The sequence below is a fragment of the Clostridium sp. CX1 genome, assembly GCF_025398335.1.
GTDB lineage: Bacteria > Bacillota > Clostridia > Clostridiales > Clostridiaceae > Clostridium_AM > Clostridium_AM tanneri.
In genome coordinates this window covers 1-16,509 of record NZ_JAODOO010000019.1, presented here as the reverse complement: position 1 = coordinate 16,509, position 16,509 = coordinate 1, and the positions used below count along the sequence as shown (strand labels likewise).

The following is a 16,509-nucleotide window of genomic DNA, read 5'->3' as shown; positions in this document are numbered from 1 at the left end:
AGTTCGTCCCAAATAGTTGAAAAGTTGTTAACTGTCCCTACTTTCCAGTTGTTGCTTTCAAAAGGTCAGCATAGTTAAAGGAGTTCTCTTTTGTAAGCTTAGGTAACTCTATCTTAACGTCCTTATTAATATTGTAATTTTCAGTAGTATAGTTAAATCCTAAACCTAGCATACCTTTAACATCATCTGAAGTGTTGTCTACTGGACTATTGCTTAGTTTGCTCATAACTGATACAAAGTTTTTAATGTCAAGTTGAAGATCTACAACTCCACTTTCCCCTATAATATATCCGTCGCAAACCTTGTATGTTATGTCAATTCCCTTATCTCCAATTACTTTTAAATCCTTTATGGCATCCATGAATACTTTTATCTGTTTCATAGCTTCCTGTGGATTTGCTGCTATATCATTAAACATCTGTTCTATCTGCTGCTTTTGAACATCCTTATCTGGTGTTGCTGATAAATCAACACAAGACAACATGAACTGTTTAACAAAATTCATATATTCTTTATTTGTTACAAAATCATTAGCAGTATAATTTAATATAGCCTTTAATTTCATATCATCAAGCTTTAATTGGTAAGTTTGTGCATACTTCATTCCTTCTTTAGTTTCTACTCTTGCCAATCCCTTATAACTTATGAATTTAACCCCTGGATTCCAGTTTTCTGAATACTTTTGCATAAAACTTTGGAATTGTGGTTGGAAATTCTTCGAGAAATTTACTAAGCCATTAAAATCTGGTGCTGGAACTCCAGCTTCCTTACTCATAGTTATAGGGTCCATAACCATATACTTCTTTCCAGCTAATTCTGGTGGAAGATACGGTGCTGCCATCGCAGGAATTTCTACGATTTCCTTAATTTTAGGCTGATTACTTGAAAAATCTGTAGTTACCCATACTGTAGTATTTATGTTCATGCCTGCTATTTGCATTGTTACATCTTCTTGAACATTGCTTATAGTTTTAGCACTATTGCTATTAAGTTTTATATTTAATCCCATTTTGGCATCATTTATTACTGGAATTGCCTTGTCAGCAACTTCTTGTGCTTCCTTTGGAAGGTCTTTTGCAGTAACATTTACTCCCAAAGTATTATCACTTTGCATAGAAGTAATGTTCATCTGATTTAAAGAAGCCTTTAATAGTCCACTATTTATAGTCTGATTTTTAGCAACAGGCATTAATGTTTCCAATACAGCTGGTTTTACAACTCCTTCACCGCCTAGTACATTCACCTGTCCAATGTCTTTAGTTTTATCATTAATATAACTTTGAACATTAGCTTGTGCGTTCTCTCCAACTAGTATAATTGGTGAGTAAGTCAATGCAGCTAGAGCTGATCCAGAAAGAGCATCTGCAAATCCAGTTCTGCTTGCTAAATAAACTGTATCATAGTCTATATCCTTAGAGAACTTATTTAAAGTATTTAGGTTTCTTTCGTATTCATCCTTACCTGTAATTCTCTCTACATTTTTAAATTCTTTTGATACCTTGTCGCTTATTATGTCTTCTCCGCCCATAACATATGTCTTAGATATATTATTATTTGATGCTAAGTAATCCTTTAGTTCTGAAGTTACTTCATCCTTTGGTACTAATATTATTGGCATACCTTTAGATGCTGCAATTGGTGCCATAGATAGAGCATCCGGGAAGTCTTGTCCAGTAGCTACAACTACTCCCTTATCAGTTCCTACTTGTTTTGCAATTTCAATAGAAGTAGCATATCTATCTTTTCCAGCAATTCTCTCTAACTCAATGCCCTTGCTTTTAATTATGTTCTCAACAGCCTCGGATACTGCACCAGTTCCTCCAATTAAGAATACCTTCTTTACCTTTAGTCTTGAAAGTTCACTAGTTACGTTATCTACTGTCGACTGATTGTCCAACTTATCTTTAGAAACTAATAATATAGGAGCATTGTATTTCTTTGCTAAAGGTGCCGCACTTAACGCATCTCCGAAATCCTCCCCATTAGCAATTACTGCATAGTCTGAAGTAGCATTCCATCCATTTTTTGAGATAGAAACAGAAGTGTCGTATCTATTTGCTCCCGATATCCTCTCTGGCGTAAATGCTGCCTTAGCCTTTGCACCTGCTCCAATACTTAAGCACAAGCTTAATGACAGTAAGCAAGCTATTTTTTTCATGTTCATTTTATATACCCCCTTGTCTCTGATAGTGTAATTATATCATTGGTAAATTTGGGTTACAATAGTTATTTGTGGGCATCTTTGGACATCCCGGGGACAGTCTACAATTATTCAGCTATAGTGAAGCAGTAAATAATTGTGTACTGTCCCCTAAAAATGCAGGGGTATTTATAGAGACTACTGCCATTTACTTTAATTAATTATTTAATACAACTAAATTTCGTAAACAATTACGAAAAAAATTTTCGTAAAAAAGGGGACAGTCTACAATTTTTTAACACAATAAATGTGTAATAATTGTAGACTGTCCCCTTAAGGTTTAATTATTGCTTTGAGTTCCTTCTTCAACTGTTACATCGGCACTGTTTTGATTAGAATTCTCTTCTATAACCTCTGGCTTAGTTGAATCTACTGTTGTATCTTCTACTTCATTTACTGTTCCTGTACTTTCCTCTGGTTTAGTTTGTGTGTCATTGTCAATTTCAAGACCTACTACCTCAGCTTTAACATTTTCTAAATGGATGTTTTCTTTTGTCCCAGAAAGTACAACTATCTTCTTTGCAGTTACTGACTTAATATTTACAATTCCATCCTTACCTGGGTTTACGTAAATAGTCCCATCTACAGTTATGTCAGAAACAGTAGCGTTATTTCCTTCTAAATATAAGTCACCTTTTACATTTCCCTTAAGGGTTACATTGTCTGCTATAATATCTACATTTCCATCATAGTTATCTGTGTAAGTTTTGTCCGCTTCATCTAAGAAATCTGCACTTATACCCATGGATAGTATTAATGAATCTGATATAACGCCCTCTCCACCAATGGCTAAAATATAAGTGCTAGGTGAAAGCCTGGACTGTATAAAGTTTCTAGTAGTCTCTGGCACTTCCTTGTTTACAAGTATTATAGGAGAGTTAGCTTTTCCTGCAAGAGCAGCTCCTGATAGGGCATCTGCGAACTCATTTCCAGTAGGACCTTCTCCTAGAGCTGTTAATACTCCTGTTAAGTCAAAGTCCTCAGCAAAATAATCCATTACTATTGTGTTTGTTTCAAATCTATCTGCTCCTCCAAGTCTTTCTGCTCCTGGCACTTTCTCTTTAGTTGCATCACCAACGGAAGCAGTTCCACCTATTACGTAGGTCTTATTTATACCTGAATGTTTCTTTATAAATTCCTCTGTCGGCTTTGAAAGTTCTTTGCTTTCTGTTAAAAGAATTGGCATTCCCTTCATAGCTGCAATAGGTGCTGCTGATAGTGCATCTGCGTAACCATCGCCAGATGCTAGAACTATTTTATCTGTTACACCTAACTTTTCTGCAACGGCAACGGCAGTTTCGTATCTGTCATTTCCCCATAACCTGTCTACATTTGCATCGCCAAATTCACTTTTCAACTTATTATAAGCTCCCTCAGATACTGAACCAGTTCCCCCAATAACATATATATTCTCTATCTTAACCTTATCATTTAATCTTTTAAGCTCCTCTAAAGTTTGAGAGTTTAAGCTTTTTGACTCAGTCAAAAGTATCGGTGCATCCTTCGCCTTGGCAAGTGGCGCGGCAGAAAGAGCATCAGCATAACCTTCTCCACTAGCAATGATTACATTCTTAGTACCATCTAACCAGCCTATTTGAGATACTTTTACAGAAGTTCCGTATCTATCCTCTCCTCCAGCTCTTAATAACCTGCTTTCAACTACTTCCTCTGCTGAAACCTTAACTGCTGTTGCTGAATTAGATAATAATATTGCTGCAAAAGCTACTGCTGAAATTGTACCTATACTTTTTTTATTCATTAAATGATTCCTCCTAAGTTTTTTTATTATATTAATAATTTAATATTTTACACATAAAATCTTTAATATCTTTTAAACTGTCCTCTTTATTAGTTATTATCTTGTATCTCTGCTACGTGTTTTATTGTATTACATTTAAATATAGTTATCTATGCAAAGAAATTTCTAGCTTGCACATCTAATGGAATATGAATTTATTCCTTCATATTTTGGTACAAGCATGCAAATGACTGAAATCATTGATATAAGCCTCTTTGTGCTACATTTTAAGAAAATAATCGATAATTTTCTCTTATAAATTACATAATGAAGTTATTAATACCAATTTATAAAATAACCTTTTAGCTATCAAATAGTAAAGTCTATGTGGGGACAGTTCACAACTATTCAACAACAAAACAAGGGGACAGTCTGCAATTATTAGAATAATTGCAGACTGTCCCCTAAATAATTGTGAACTGTCCCCATTAGTTGCTTGCTATGCTGTCCAATTGATAACCACCTTTTGCTTCATTATATTTAAAGGTGTACTTATACTTAAAACTCTTAACGGACTCTGATCCGTTCTTGTTAATATTGTAAACTTCTTCTGTATTTATTGTTCCAGACTTGTTATCCTCGCTTACAGTGTAAGAAAGTATATTGAAAGACATAATTGTTTCTCTAATTCCTTGACTATAAGTGCTTGGCACATAGCTCTTCTGCTCGTTATAAAGCTTACTTCCAGGATATATATAATCTTCTACAGCGTAAAAGCTGTTGCTATTTACAGCCTGAGTAAAGCCATAAGTATACCAGTATATAAGGTCATGAATTTGTCCCTCTATATTTTTTATAGTACTCTCAGCAGCCCCGAAATCTAGATTGATATTTAAATCTCCCTGAGATACTGTATACTCACTGCTTTTTAGAGCCTTTCCATTCTTGTTAACAGTAGCATAAACCTTCGTATTAGCACTTAAAGGCCCAAAGTTTTGAGCATCTGCCACTTTAACGCCTGTATCCTTACCATTTACAAAAAGCACTGCATCAGGATACTCACTTCTTATATTTATATAGTTAAGATTATTAAACACATCTAAATTCACTTTTCCACTATTGCTAGCAACTAAATCCACATCATGAGGATCGCTCAGTGTTACATACTTTCCTTTATAATTAGCTAGAAGCTTGTACTTTCCTGGTATAAATGGTCCAAACTCCTTACTAAAATTATTGGAATCACTTTTTCCAAGGTCTGTACTATTTAGTGAGAATGCTACATCCTTTATTCCAGTCTTAACTTGAATAAAAGCTGGTTTTATACCTATCTTATAGTTAGGGAAAAATATGAATTTCTTTCCTGCATGTACAATACTTAACGTGTTTTGAGAACTTCCTCCCCCTAAAGAAAACATTCCCTTAGAGCCTTCTATCTTCATTACTTGTTTATTTAAGTCCTCTGTTACTGTATTTAAATAAGATGGATTGTCCTTAAAATAGGAAATTAAAGGTGCAATGTTTTTCTCGTTTATTTCTAGTCTATTATCATCGCTGTAAATTATGCCAGCAAGCTCTTCTTTATTGTCTGAGGCAACAGCCTTCTCAAACTTGGCAACTACCTTTGAAGGTTTTGTCATAGAATTACCTAGATTATAAAGTCCAGTTAACAACACTACAGCTGCAGCCACTGCTGCAATTGCCATTTTTGTTTTACCGGAAAACCCCTTTTTCTCCTCTTTTTCAACTTCCTCTGAATATTTAGCGCTGACTCTTTCTTCTTTTTTATCATTAGTGTCAGTTTTTATATTTTCAGTAGCCTCAATACTACTTAGTATTTCATCTTTTTCTATAACTTGAGTTTCATATCTAATTTCATCTGCCTCAGCTTTGCTCTGTCTAGCAGTTAAATCATAGCCACATTTAGAACAAACATCTTGTCCCACATCTAATGTAGCACCGCATTTAGCACAATACTTCACTGTACTCCCTCCAATTTTAATAATATTTTAAAATCCAATAGTTTTTATAACATTTGAAACAGACATTATTATGTCTGAAATATTTGATGCTGTGAATTTTTGTAAACAAATTACAACAATGATTAAAACTACTATACCTGAAACTGCAGTAATAAATGTAGAATGATTTTCATCGATAGATAGCTTGTCTTTAATAACCATAGCCATAGTAGCTAAAGAAATTACTATTCCGATTAATCCTATAACCATTCCTGCATAAACTGATAAATAAGAAAACATTATAGAAAGAATTTCAAAGTATAAAGTTGGTATTAAAACAACTGTTGCTGTCTTGAAAATTTGTATTGGCTCACTTTTATGTTTAGATAAAATATTCGTTCCGAGATAGATTATTATAAATAGTACTGCAATTGCAATTAAAGCTAAAGCACTATTTTGTACAAATATTTTTCCATAAGGGATATTTATAAAATTCTTTAACTTATCAATTTGAGCTGTCAACTCCATTATATCATTAGAGCTTAATAACTTTCCTATTGAACCTGGCTGAATTAAATTCATGAATCCCATAGCTTTTTGCATTAGGTCTACAGCCATGTTCTGAAGGCTAGAAATAAACTGACTTACCTTCCATACACCTAAAATTCCTTGAATAAAAATAATAATTGCTGTTATTGCTATGACAGAACCCTTTTCTCCCTTTTCTACAAATTCTTTTGCTCCTGTTACAGGCTTTATTAACATCTTAATCAGAGTATCTCCTAAACCTGTAAAGCTCATCCCCTTTGTTAAATTACTAGATCCCCTTACTACCTCGCTGATAATTGGTTTTGTCTGAGTTCTAGTAGTCGACTGTTCTTCTTTTGCTGATGAAGCCTGTACTTGCTTTGTTCCACAATTAGTACAGTACACATCTTCTAGCTCAATCTGAACACCGCAGTTGTGACAATATGACATTATTAACCCCTCCTGTATTTATTTTTAGCTTTTGTAAAATGTTTCTAATACATATATTTTAAGATAAAATCGTCAATTTTTCTACAGTAATTGTAAACTTTTTTTGAATTATTTTTCTCTTTATATAGAATTTTAGGGGAAGTTTACAAGCATTTATCGAAAATGGTAACTTTAGGGAATACATTGTTGTTTCTACACCATAAGGGGACGGTCTACAATTATTCATCAATTGAATAATTGTAGACCGTCCCCTAACTTGTTGAATAATTGTAAACTGTCCCTATTTAATAAAGTCCTTTATCATATTCTCTAAAAACTTCAGTCTCTCCTCATAAACCCCTGAAACCTTCTCTACTTCCACAACAAGTATACTGTCTCTAACCTTAACATCCTTAATCTTAACAGGCATACTGGTTAAATCTAAATAAATGCTAGAGTTATCTGCCGTCATAGTCCCTGTCATAGCAGTCTTAAGCTTATTTAAAACAAAGTCCTTAGAAATAGGCAGCTTACCTAGATAGACCTTATTCACAGTATACTGGGCTTTATCTTCCTTAAAGCCTAAGTTTCCCTCTGTACGCAATAGAAAACTAATGCCTTTATAACTGGAAGGTATGAAAAATTGTAGACTGTCCCCAGACATCTCTCCATGGATTCCCTTTATAGTTAAGTCATCATAAGTCTTCTTTCCATTAGAGTAAAAGGCTATAATGCCATTTAGTTCATCGTTATTAAGCTCCATTACGCCCTTACTTTGAGCTTTTATTCCCTTATCAATAAGATCAAAGGATACTTTTGCTTTTGGAACAACATAAGAATGATTCCAAGATACTAAACTAAATATCACTCCTAGGGATAGTACCAATATTGTTATTAGAGTTATAAATATGAGAAGCCCTCTTTTATTTTTCATCTTACTAATTACCTCGCTCCTGATTTCCATTTTTGTTTGTTCTATACGAATTTTAGAACTGCTTTATTTAACTGCCCTTAGCAAGGGTCCATGCTAAAATAACACATAACTGACAATAAAGTTTTCATTACTACTATCTGCTTAAACTTAAGCATTCTGTCCCCCTATAACTTCAACAGGACTTAACCTATAGGACTTTGCCGCTGGAAAAAAGGCTGCTAAAGTTGAAGCAGTTATATCAATTATACAGGATATTATTATAAACCTGTTGTCAATGACTATGTCTACCAAAGGCTTTCCTTCCGAAGTTATGTATCTATTAAAAGCCTTTATATACATAATATTGAGCCCTACTCCAAGTAATGTTGCAATTACCCCTAAAATAAAGGCTTGAATTAAAAATATACTAGCTGCCGAACCATCCTCTATTCCCATAGCCTTTAATATTCCTATCTGCTTATATTTTTGAGTCACAGTTATGCCCAATATACTTATTATACTTAACACTGCTGCAAGTAATACGAAAATTTGAATTATAATAGTGCAAACTCTTTGTCCAATTATACCACTTACCAAAAGTTTATTTTGACTTTTCCAGTTCTCTAGTTTTAAGTTTTTATCCTTTAATTTTTCTTCTATGTTTTTTTCTAGAGTGTCTGCATTATAAGGGTTAACTGCAGATACTTCTATTGAAGTTACTTTGTCCCCAAATCCTATTAAATCCTGGGAGGTCTTCAAATCTGTAAAAATCCAGTATCTATTAAGCCCAGCAGAACCTAAATCATAAAATCCGGACACTGTAAGTTCTACGCTTTTCTTATCAATGGTTACTATGTTAAGCTTGTCTCCAAGCTTTAAATCTAACCTCTCCTTTAGTTCCCTACCAACTAAAGCATCCCTGCCGTCCTTCATCATCCTTCCTTCATAAACCTTATCCTTTAGTTTATACAAAAGATTGGCCTCTTCTGAAATAACTCCTCTTAATCTAGCAGGTTCATTCATGTCCTTTAACTTTATAAAAACCTGATGTTCTGCAACTGGCACTACAGCTTTTACATCACTGCCTAATGCTTTAATCTTTTCTTTCTTGTCCTGCCATCTCTCTATGCCGCCCTTTGAAAAATACACCGTTACATGAGGGGAACTTCCTATAATTTTATCCAGCAATGTTGTCTCAACGCCCTTACTTAAAAGCCCTAAAAATATTTGCACTGATACACCTATTGCTATACCTAACACTATGATTAAGGTTTGTGCCTTACTGTCTTTTAAAAATCTCCAAGCTATTTTAAAGGATGCAAACATTTTTCTTTTCCCTTTCTCTATTCCTATTTACATCAAAAACTACACCATCATTTATTTTAATTATCCTATCTGCCTTTTTTGCTATTCTATCATCATGAGTTATAATTACAAAGGTAGTATTAAATGTCCTATTAACCTTTCTAAATATATCATAAACTCCCTTAGCAGATTTAGAATCCAGATTTCCTGTAGGTTCATCTGCCAATATAATTTTAGGCTCATTCATAAGTGCCCTAGCAATAGCTACCCTTTGCTGTTGTCCCCCAGACAAGTCATAGACCTTTTTATGCCTAAACTCTGACAACTGTACCATATGAAGAAGCTCCTCAGCTTTTTCTCTAGTTTTACTGCCACAAAAAAACTTGCTTATAGTATGGGGCATAATAACATTTTCTAAAGCATTAAACTCTGGCAAGAGGTAATGAAACTGAAATATAAAGCCTATAGTTTTGTTTCTAAGAGAAGCAAGTGCTCTCCTGTTCATGTTATCTGTCCTCTTCCCATCTATATAGACCTGTCCATTAGTAGGCTTGTCTAAAGTTCCTATTATATTCAACAAAGTAGTTTTCCCACTGCCAGAAGCTCCTATTATTGAATTAAAAGAGCCTTCTCTTATTGATAAATTAATATCATGAAGTACTTTAGTTTTAGCATTTTTTCCGTAAGTCTTATTTATGTTTTTTAATTCTATAATATCTCTCAATTTCCCTAACCCCCAATAGCTTTAATTATTGCTTGAATTTCTCCCCATAAAATAGTTACATGACATAAGGAAATATTTTCTTAGTATTTATATTTTATCACAAAAGCCTAGGGGACGGTTCACAATTATTCATCAAAGGCTAAAAGCTTAGGGACAGTTTACAATTTCTCAACAAGTGGGGACAGTCCACAATTATTCAAAGATAAAACTGTTGAATAATTGTAAACTGTCCCCAAATATATCTTGACCTTACCAATTCATTGTAGTAATATGACCTTGTAGGAAAATTTAATAATTTGCCAATCCCAGGGGGGCTGATGTTATCAGCTGAGATTAAGAATGTAATTCTTTGACCCTATAACCTGATCTGGATAATGCCAGCGTAGGAAGAGGTTTCATGTATTTTAAAAATACCTTTATAGTTTTAAAGACATAGGTACAAACCTCCTCTGGTTTGTACCTTTTTTATTTTTCAAATTTTTATAAATTAGGAGGCACTAATATGAAGTTTTCAGAAAGCTTGTATGAAAGCGTTAAAGAAATTTGGGAATCCTATTATACCCATCCTTTTGTAAAGGGAATAGGCGATGGCACTTTAGAAATAGACAAGTTTAAATTTTACATGATTCAAGATTACATATACCTTCTAGACTATGCCAAGGTTTATGCATTAGGCATAGTAAAGGCAGATAGAGAAGATATAATGCAGGGCTTTTCCAGCATGGTGAACAATATTCTAAACGGAGAAATGAGTATTCACCGCTCCTATATGAAAAGACTAGGCATTACCTATGAAGAAATTGAAAATACAAAGGCTTCTCTTGCAAATATCTCATACACTAACTACATGCTTGCTGTGTCACAAATAGGTGGGCTGCCAGAGGTATCCGTTTCTCTGCTAGCTTGTATGTGGAGCTATTTGGAAATTGGCAGAAACTTAAGTAAAAATCCTGGTGCTGTAGAGCACGAGTTTTATGGTGAATGGATTAGAGGATATATATCAAAGGAATATGTGGAATGTACTAAGTGGCTTATAGACTTAGTAGATGAACTTTCAGAAAACCTTTCACCAAGGGATAAGGAAAGATTAAAAGAAATATTTATAAATACCAGCAAATATGAAGCAATGTTTTGGGATATGTCTTATAACAAGGAGATGTAATTATTAATGTTAAAGTTTTGTGACGTAACTTTTAAATATGAAGAGGACTCCTATACCCTTATAAAAAACCTAAGCTTCAATGTAAATAAAGGTGAATTTATAAGCATAATAGGTCCCAGTGGCTGTGGTAAGAGCACAATATTTAGATTGATTTCTAAACTTGAAAAAAGCTCTAATGGAGAAATCTATATTAATGATAACAACATTAATACTATTAGCGATCCTATAGGGTATATGCCTCAAAGTGACCTGCTGATACCCTGGAGAACTATTTTAGAAAACGCTTGCCTTCCCCTAGAAGTAGGTAACAAAAAACAAAAGGATGCAAAAAAGAAGGCTGAAGAATTTTTAAAAACCTTTGGATTAGATAACTATAAAAACAAGTACCCAAAGGATTTATCTGGAGGAATGAGACAGAGAGTTTCCTTTATAAGAACTCTCCTTACCGGTGCAGAGGTTATGCTTTTAGATGAACCCTTTAGTGCCTTAGACGCCATAACGAAGCTTTCCATGCAGGAATGGCTTCTAAATCAATGGTCAAAGCTTAATAAGACTATATTATTTATAACTCATGATGTTGAAGAAGCCTTGTTTTTATCTAATAAAATATTTGTAGTTTCCGAAAGGCCTATAACTAAATTAAAAGAAGTAGTAGTACCTTTTGGTTACCCAAGGGACAGGCATATGCTAAGTAAACCTGAAATACTTAGCATAAAAGAAGAACTTGTCAATGAATTAAAGCAGAGGATTGAACTATGAAGAAATATAAATCATCAATAATTGTAAGTATTGTATTTTTTATAATATGGGAAGCTCTAGCAAGATATATAGATGCTATGTACATACTTCCTTCTCCCAGTAGAATTGTAGAAAAGATTTGGCTTTTGAGAGAACCTCTCTTTTTAGTACATCTTCCCTCTACACTGTTAGTTACTTTTATAGGTCTTGCTATATCAATAGTTTTAGGTGTAGGCCTAGCTATAGCCATGAGCTTAAATGAAAAAATAGAAAAGGCAATATATCCTATTGTAGTAGTAACTCAAACCATACCTATTACTGCTCTAGCACCGATATTCGTGCTTTGGTTTGGATACAGCATTTGGAGTAAGGTGGTAGTAACTATACTTATTACTTTCTTTCCTATAACGGTGAATCTATATGATGGTCTTCGTTCTACTAAAAGAGAAATGGAGGAATTGCTGATTACTTATGGAGCAAGTAAAAGGGATATATTTATCAAATTAAAGTTTCCTTCTGCTCTTCCATATTTCTTTTCAGCACTAAAAATAGCAGTACCTCTTAGTGTAATAGGTGCTGCCATCAGTGAATGGCTTGGATCTCAATCGGGCCTTGGCTATTTTAGTAAAAGGATGATGACCCAGTTAGATGGAGCAGCAGTCTTTGCTCCAATAGTGATTTTATCCCTTGCTGCAGTTATCCTTGTGTTTATAATTAATCTCTTAGAAAATAAAATAATAAAATGGAGGAACGAGTAATGAAAAAACTAAAATATCTCTCACTATTATTAACTTTTATATTTATAACCTTTATGGCAGCAGGCTGCTCAAATAAAGAAGCAGCTAAAACTAGTGCAGAAAAACTAGAGGAGGTAGACTTAGTGCTGGATTGGTATCCAAATGCAATACATACCTTTATATATGCAGCTATTGAAAATGGATACTTTAAAGAAGAAGGCTTAAAGGTTAATATCAAATACCCTTCTAACCCAACAGACCCACTTTCACTACCAGCTGCAGGTAAAGCAACCTTAGGTATTTACTATCAACCGGATATAGTAATTGCAAGAGCAAACGAAAAGGTTCCAGTAAAATCTATTGGAGCAATAGTACATACACCATTAAACGTAATAATATCTTTAAAGGAAAAAAATATAAATTCACCTAAAGATTTATCTGGAAAAACCATTGGATTTTCAGGAAATCCTTTAAATACAGAATATGTTAAAACTATGGTAAAAGCAGACGGCGGAGATCCAAACTCTGTAAAAGTAATAGATGTAGGCTTTGAACTTCTTTCATCAATGGTAACAAAAAAGGTAGATGCTACAACTGGGGGCCTTGTAAACCATGAAGTTCCAGTAATGCAGCATGAAGGTCATGAAATAAACTACTTTGATCCATCTAAATATGGAGTACCTAATTATTACGAAGAAGTCTTTGTTACCAGTGATAAAACTTTAAAGGAAAAACCTGAAACCTTGAAAAAGTTTATGAAGGCTGCAAAAAAAGGTTTTGAATTCACAAAAAATAACCCTGATAAATCCTTAAAGATATTGCTAAATAATCAGCAAAAGGATAATTTCCCTCTTATAGAGGCAGTGGAAAAACAAAGTATAGATATTCTTCTTCCTAAGATGGAATCAAAGGACGAACCTTTCTTATATCAAGACAAGAAGGTTTGGGAAAACAATATAAACTGGCTTCAAGAAAAAGGTCTGCTAAAGGAAAAAGCTAATGCAGAAGACTTTTATGTAAATCTTGATGAAATTAAATAGAAGAGAAAGGGGTTGTCTTACAGCGTATAAGACAACCCCTTAAAATATTTCCTTTAAATCTATTACCAAGTCTTTAAAAATTCTCTGGCTTCATCTCCTTACAATAAAAACTCTCCCTTACTTATGTCAAAAATTAGGGAAAGAATTCTCTTTACATAAGAACTTATGTTCCATATAATAAATATAGAACATAAGTTTGTAATTATTTTAAAAAATCCTGTCACCTTTTTAAAAATTCCCGGTATATATTAGGTGAAAGGAGTTGATAAATATGGCTGCAACAGCAACAAAGTTAAGTAGTTCATTAATTATTAAGTACATCGATGGGGTGGACTCAAAGGGAAAGGAAATAGTGAAAAAGCAGAGCTTTTCAAAAATAAAAACCTCTGCTGCAGAGCAGGATCTCTTTGATGTAGCAAAGGAAATAGAAAAGCTTATCGGCAAAACTTTAGATGAAGTTATAAGAGAAGATCAAAACTCAATAACTAACGTCTAGAAGGGTACTTATCCAAAAACCAAGAGAATGAATCAGTAGACAGTTAAGAACCTTACCTTAACTGTCCACCATTAACTAAATAAAAAGGGGGCTGTGTAAATGAGTAAAACGCTTGTAATGAATTTTTTAAATGAGGAAGGTAAAAAAACAGCAATTAGAGTAAGTAACGTTAGAGAAGACGTAACTGACTTAGAGGTAAAAGGTGCCATGGACCTTATAATATCCAAAAACATATTTACCTCTACCGGCGGTGACTTGAAAATTAAAGATTCTGCAGAGATAGTGGATAAGAGCACTACAGATCTTCAAGTCAAATAAACCCATTAAAATAACAAACTCCCCGGTGTAATATCTCTTGCACTGGGGATATATAGTAGGTGATTAAATGAATACAGACCTTTTAACTCTGATAGGTAATATGGGATTTCCCATTGCGGTATCCGTATACCTGCTGGTTAGATTAGAAAGTAAACTTGAAGCGCTCACCTTAAGCATAAATGATCTTTCAGTGACTATAAAAAACTTGCTAGCTTCAGAGGTCGGAAGATAAAAACAGGGCAGAACTTCTATAATAGAGGTTTTGCCCTGTTTTACATCTTCTAATATAAGTAGGGAGTGGTTGTTATGGTAAAAAACAATATTGATGTCTTAATTACGGAAGCACAAAAGGGTAATAAAGACTCCTTAGAAAAAATATTAAATTTGTACAAGCCCCTTATTATGAAAAATGCCAGACAGATTTACATAAATGGATATGAAACAGAGGATTTAATACAGATAGGCAGCCTGTCTCTTGTGAAAGCTGTGTATAAGTACCAAGCTGATAGAGGCGCTAACTTTACAATTTTTGCTGCAAAGGTTATTAAAAATGCCTTTAATGAAGAGTTAAGAAAAGTCATAAGCAAGAAATGGGATGAAAACTTTAAATGCAGCCTAAACAGCTTGAACAAAGACGGCATAGAGTTTATAGAAATACTACATTCACCAGAGGATTTAGAGGAGACTGTCCTTTTAAAGGAAAAGATAGCTATGCTTAAAAAGGCTATTAATAATCTTCCTGAAGAGGAAAGAGAAATTATTAATTGGTTTTACCTAAATAATAAATCCTTAAAAGAGTATGCTGCTAAAGAAGACATAAATGTTAACACTGTTGTAAAGCGAAAAGGCAGAGCATTAGGAAAACTAAAAAGATATTTTTTGAAGAATTATAAATAACTATTATAGGTGAATTATAAGTGGAGGGATTGAAATTGAAAAATTGGTTGTTCAAAGATGAAAGTGTAATGGTTTTTCAACCAGAACTGGCACAGCTTTTAGGCCTTAATGAAGCTATAATGCTAAATCAGATACACTACTGGCTGGAGAAAAGCAAAAATATCATTGATGGAAGAGCCTGGGTTTACAATACCTATGAAGATTGGCAAAAGCAGCTTCTTTTCCTATCCACTACTACTATAAGAAAGACTCTAAAAAATCTTGAAAATAAAGGCTTAGTTATCTCCGGCAACTTTAATAAATCTAAATTAGATAGGACAAAGTGGTACTCTATAAATTATGATCTTCTTCAAGATCTTATAAACCCAAGTAAGGAAAGTGACAACAGTACTGTCACAAAGAGCCAGTGCAACTGTCCAAAGATGACAGTCCATGTGACTGATTCTGACAGACCAATACCAGATAATACTACAGATATTACTACAGAAGTTAATGATAATGATAATAAGGACCCTGAGGAGACATTACCAAAACCAAAGGTCCTTGAAAAAGCTAATGGCAAAAATAGTGCCCTTAGAAGTGTACTAAGCTTTTACAGCAGTAATATAAGACTGCCAAGCTCCTATGAACTTGAAATATTCAACTCTCTCCTAGAAGAATTTAAGGAGCCAGAGATTATTATACTTGCCCTTAAGCAGTCCATAGAAAGTAATGCACGGAACTTAAGGTACGCTGAAAAGGTTCTTTACAACTGGCTGGATAAAGGCATAAGAACTGTAGAAGCAGCAGAAAAATTCATTGCTGATTATAAAAAATATAAGGGAGATGGGATAGATGGATACTCTAGAGAAAAGTATTGGCAGGATAAATGTTATTATCCAAAGACTTCGCCAAAACACAGTAAATGGTCAGGATACAAACCTCCAAGAGGAAATCACCCAGCAGACATCCACATCGAAGGACTTATCTAAGAAGTCCTCCTCTATAAATAACAAGAATCTTTCTCCAGTATCTAGAGAAAACCCTATTGGAGAATGTCCTCTTTGTTTAGGAAAGGGTTTTATAATAAAGCATAATATAAATGCCCAGGATACGATAATTTTCTGCAAATGCAAAGAAATGGACAAAACCCGTGCCCTGTGGAAAAACTCAGGAATAGAATCAGAAAAAAACAGACTTACCTTCTCAAACTACAGACCCTATAATCAATTCACTGAGGAGGCAAAAAATACCGCTCTAAACTACTTTAAAAACTTTAAGAACATAAGGGCTACAAGAAAAAATAGTGCAGCTTTTCTAGGACAGGTAGGCAGCGGAAAGAGC

General features: G+C 33.9%; 16 protein-coding genes, 1 pseudogene and 1 riboswitch. Of the genes and pseudogenes, 10 read left to right on the top strand and 7 right to left on the bottom strand.

The genetic code is table 11. The features are described 5' to 3' along the window. Nucleotides 1–37 precede the first annotated feature (37 nt). From N4T77_RS17210 to N4T77_RS17180, 7 genes are all read right to left on the bottom strand, one after another. Nucleotides 38–2,164, bottom strand: coding sequence for a cell wall-binding repeat-containing protein (locus N4T77_RS17210; RefSeq protein ID WP_261673086.1), 2,127 nt, complete (start codon nt 2,162–2,164; stop codon nt 38–40). Nucleotides 2,165–2,480: 316 nt separating this feature from the next. Continuing rightward, on the bottom strand, nt 2,481–3,959 hold the full coding sequence (locus N4T77_RS17205) for a cell wall-binding repeat-containing protein (RefSeq protein WP_261673085.1): 1,479 nt from the start codon (nt 3,957–3,959) through the stop codon (nt 2,481–2,483). Nucleotides 3,960–4,426: 467 nt separating this feature from the next. Next, on the bottom strand, nt 4,427–5,920 hold the full coding sequence (locus N4T77_RS17200; protein WP_261673084.1) for a zinc ribbon domain-containing protein: 1,494 nt from the start codon (nt 5,918–5,920) through the stop codon (nt 4,427–4,429). Between the two features lie 27 nt (nt 5,921–5,947). Next, nucleotides 5,948–6,877, bottom strand: a complete 930-nt coding sequence (locus tag N4T77_RS17195) for a zinc ribbon domain-containing protein (RefSeq protein WP_261673083.1) — start codon at nt 6,875–6,877, stop codon at nt 5,948–5,950. A 280-nt stretch (nt 6,878–7,157) separates the two neighbouring features. Further along, entirely contained in the window at nt 7,158–7,790 is a 633-nt protein-coding gene (locus tag N4T77_RS17190) for a hypothetical protein (protein WP_261673082.1), read from the bottom strand. Nucleotides 7,791–7,937: 147 nt separating this feature from the next. Beyond that, on the bottom strand, nt 7,938–9,095 hold the full coding sequence (locus N4T77_RS17185) for an ABC transporter permease (protein ID WP_261673081.1): 1,158 nt from the start codon (nt 9,093–9,095) through the stop codon (nt 7,938–7,940). Next, on the bottom strand, nt 9,079–9,798 hold the full coding sequence (locus N4T77_RS17180) for an ABC transporter ATP-binding protein (protein WP_261673080.1): 720 nt from the start codon (nt 9,796–9,798) through the stop codon (nt 9,079–9,081). The genes N4T77_RS17185 and N4T77_RS17180 overlap by 17 nt, the downstream gene beginning before the upstream one ends. 297 nt (nt 9,799–10,095) lie before the next feature. Next, nucleotides 10,096–10,204: riboswitch (TPP riboswitch) on the top strand. A gap of 96 nt (nt 10,205–10,300) precedes the next feature. Here N4T77_RS17180 and tenA point away from each other — a divergent pair. The 10 genes and pseudogenes from tenA to N4T77_RS17130 all read left to right on the top strand — a co-directional run. After that, nucleotides 10,301–10,960: a thiaminase II gene (gene tenA / locus N4T77_RS17175; protein WP_261673079.1), complete on the top strand. Its 660-nt coding sequence runs from the start codon at nt 10,301–10,303 to the stop codon at nt 10,958–10,960. Between the two features lie 6 nt (nt 10,961–10,966). Continuing rightward, nucleotides 10,967–11,719 carry an ABC transporter ATP-binding protein gene (locus N4T77_RS17170; protein WP_261673078.1) on the top strand — a complete coding sequence of 251 codons (753 nt, stop codon included), beginning with the start codon at nt 10,967–10,969 and terminating at the stop codon, nt 11,717–11,719. Then, nucleotides 11,716–12,456: an ABC transporter permease gene (locus N4T77_RS17165; protein ID WP_261673077.1), complete on the top strand. Its 741-nt coding sequence runs from the start codon at nt 11,716–11,718 to the stop codon at nt 12,454–12,456. Before N4T77_RS17170 ends, N4T77_RS17165 begins: the two co-directional genes overlap by 4 nt. Continuing rightward, nucleotides 12,456–13,475 (top strand): ABC transporter substrate-binding protein, encoded by a 1,020-nt coding sequence (locus N4T77_RS17160; protein WP_261673076.1) that lies wholly within the window; start codon nt 12,456–12,458, stop codon nt 13,473–13,475. The genes N4T77_RS17165 and N4T77_RS17160 overlap by 1 nt, the downstream gene beginning before the upstream one ends. 271 nt (nt 13,476–13,746) lie before the next feature. After that, nucleotides 13,747–13,971, top strand: coding sequence for a DUF1659 domain-containing protein (locus N4T77_RS17155; protein ID WP_261673075.1), 225 nt, complete (start codon nt 13,747–13,749; stop codon nt 13,969–13,971). A 99-nt stretch (nt 13,972–14,070) separates the two neighbouring features. Next, nucleotides 14,071–14,289 (top strand): DUF2922 domain-containing protein, encoded by a 219-nt coding sequence (locus N4T77_RS17150; RefSeq protein ID WP_261673074.1) that lies wholly within the window; start codon nt 14,071–14,073, stop codon nt 14,287–14,289. A 67-nt stretch (nt 14,290–14,356) separates the two neighbouring features. Beyond that, nucleotides 14,357–14,521, top strand: a complete 165-nt coding sequence (locus N4T77_RS17145) for a YvrJ family protein (RefSeq protein WP_261673073.1) — start codon at nt 14,357–14,359, stop codon at nt 14,519–14,521. 74 nt (nt 14,522–14,595) lie between these two features. Continuing rightward, the gene (locus tag N4T77_RS17140) at nt 14,596–15,186 is read left to right on the top strand and encodes a sigma-70 family RNA polymerase sigma factor (RefSeq protein ID WP_261673072.1); all 591 of its coding nucleotides are present in this window, start codon (nt 14,596–14,598) and stop codon (nt 15,184–15,186) included. A 35-nt stretch (nt 15,187–15,221) separates the two neighbouring features. Then, a complete protein-coding gene (locus N4T77_RS17135; protein WP_261673071.1) occupies nt 15,222–16,157 on the top strand; it encodes a DnaD domain-containing protein in 936 nt (311 codons plus the stop codon). Between the two features lie 148 nt (nt 16,158–16,305). After that, nucleotides 16,306–16,509: pseudogene (locus N4T77_RS17130) on the top strand (DNA replication protein); the annotation flags it as partial.

Excerpts from the sequence above, each read along its gene's own strand:
- N4T77_RS17210 (WP_261673086.1), bottom strand. The coding sequence starts at position 2,164 with ATGAACATGAAAAAAATAGCTTGCTTACTGTCATTAAGCTTGTGCTTA.
- N4T77_RS17205 (WP_261673085.1), bottom strand. The coding sequence starts at position 3,959 with ATGAATAAAAAAAGTATAGGTACAATTTCAGCAGTAGCTTTTGCAGCA.
- N4T77_RS17195 (WP_261673083.1), bottom strand. The coding sequence starts at position 6,877 with ATGTCATATTGTCACAACTGCGGTGTTCAGATTGAGCTAGAAGATGTG.
- N4T77_RS17190 (WP_261673082.1), bottom strand. The coding sequence starts at position 7,790 with ATGAAAAATAAAAGAGGGCTTCTCATATTTATAACTCTAATAACAATA.
- N4T77_RS17185 (WP_261673081.1), bottom strand. The coding sequence starts at position 9,095 with ATGTTTGCATCCTTTAAAATAGCTTGGAGATTTTTAAAAGACAGTAAG.
- tenA (WP_261673079.1), top strand. The coding sequence starts at position 10,301 with ATGAAGTTTTCAGAAAGCTTGTATGAAAGCGTTAAAGAAATTTGGGAA.
- N4T77_RS17170 (WP_261673078.1), top strand. The coding sequence starts at position 10,967 with ATGTTAAAGTTTTGTGACGTAACTTTTAAATATGAAGAGGACTCCTAT.
- N4T77_RS17165 (WP_261673077.1), top strand. The coding sequence starts at position 11,716 with ATGAAGAAATATAAATCATCAATAATTGTAAGTATTGTATTTTTTATA.
- N4T77_RS17160 (WP_261673076.1), top strand. The coding sequence starts at position 12,456 with ATGAAAAAACTAAAATATCTCTCACTATTATTAACTTTTATATTTATA.
- N4T77_RS17155 (WP_261673075.1), top strand. The coding sequence starts at position 13,747 with ATGGCTGCAACAGCAACAAAGTTAAGTAGTTCATTAATTATTAAGTAC.
- N4T77_RS17150 (WP_261673074.1), top strand. The coding sequence starts at position 14,071 with ATGAGTAAAACGCTTGTAATGAATTTTTTAAATGAGGAAGGTAAAAAA.
- N4T77_RS17145 (WP_261673073.1), top strand. The coding sequence starts at position 14,357 with ATGAATACAGACCTTTTAACTCTGATAGGTAATATGGGATTTCCCATT.
- N4T77_RS17140 (WP_261673072.1), top strand. The coding sequence starts at position 14,596 with ATGGTAAAAAACAATATTGATGTCTTAATTACGGAAGCACAAAAGGGT.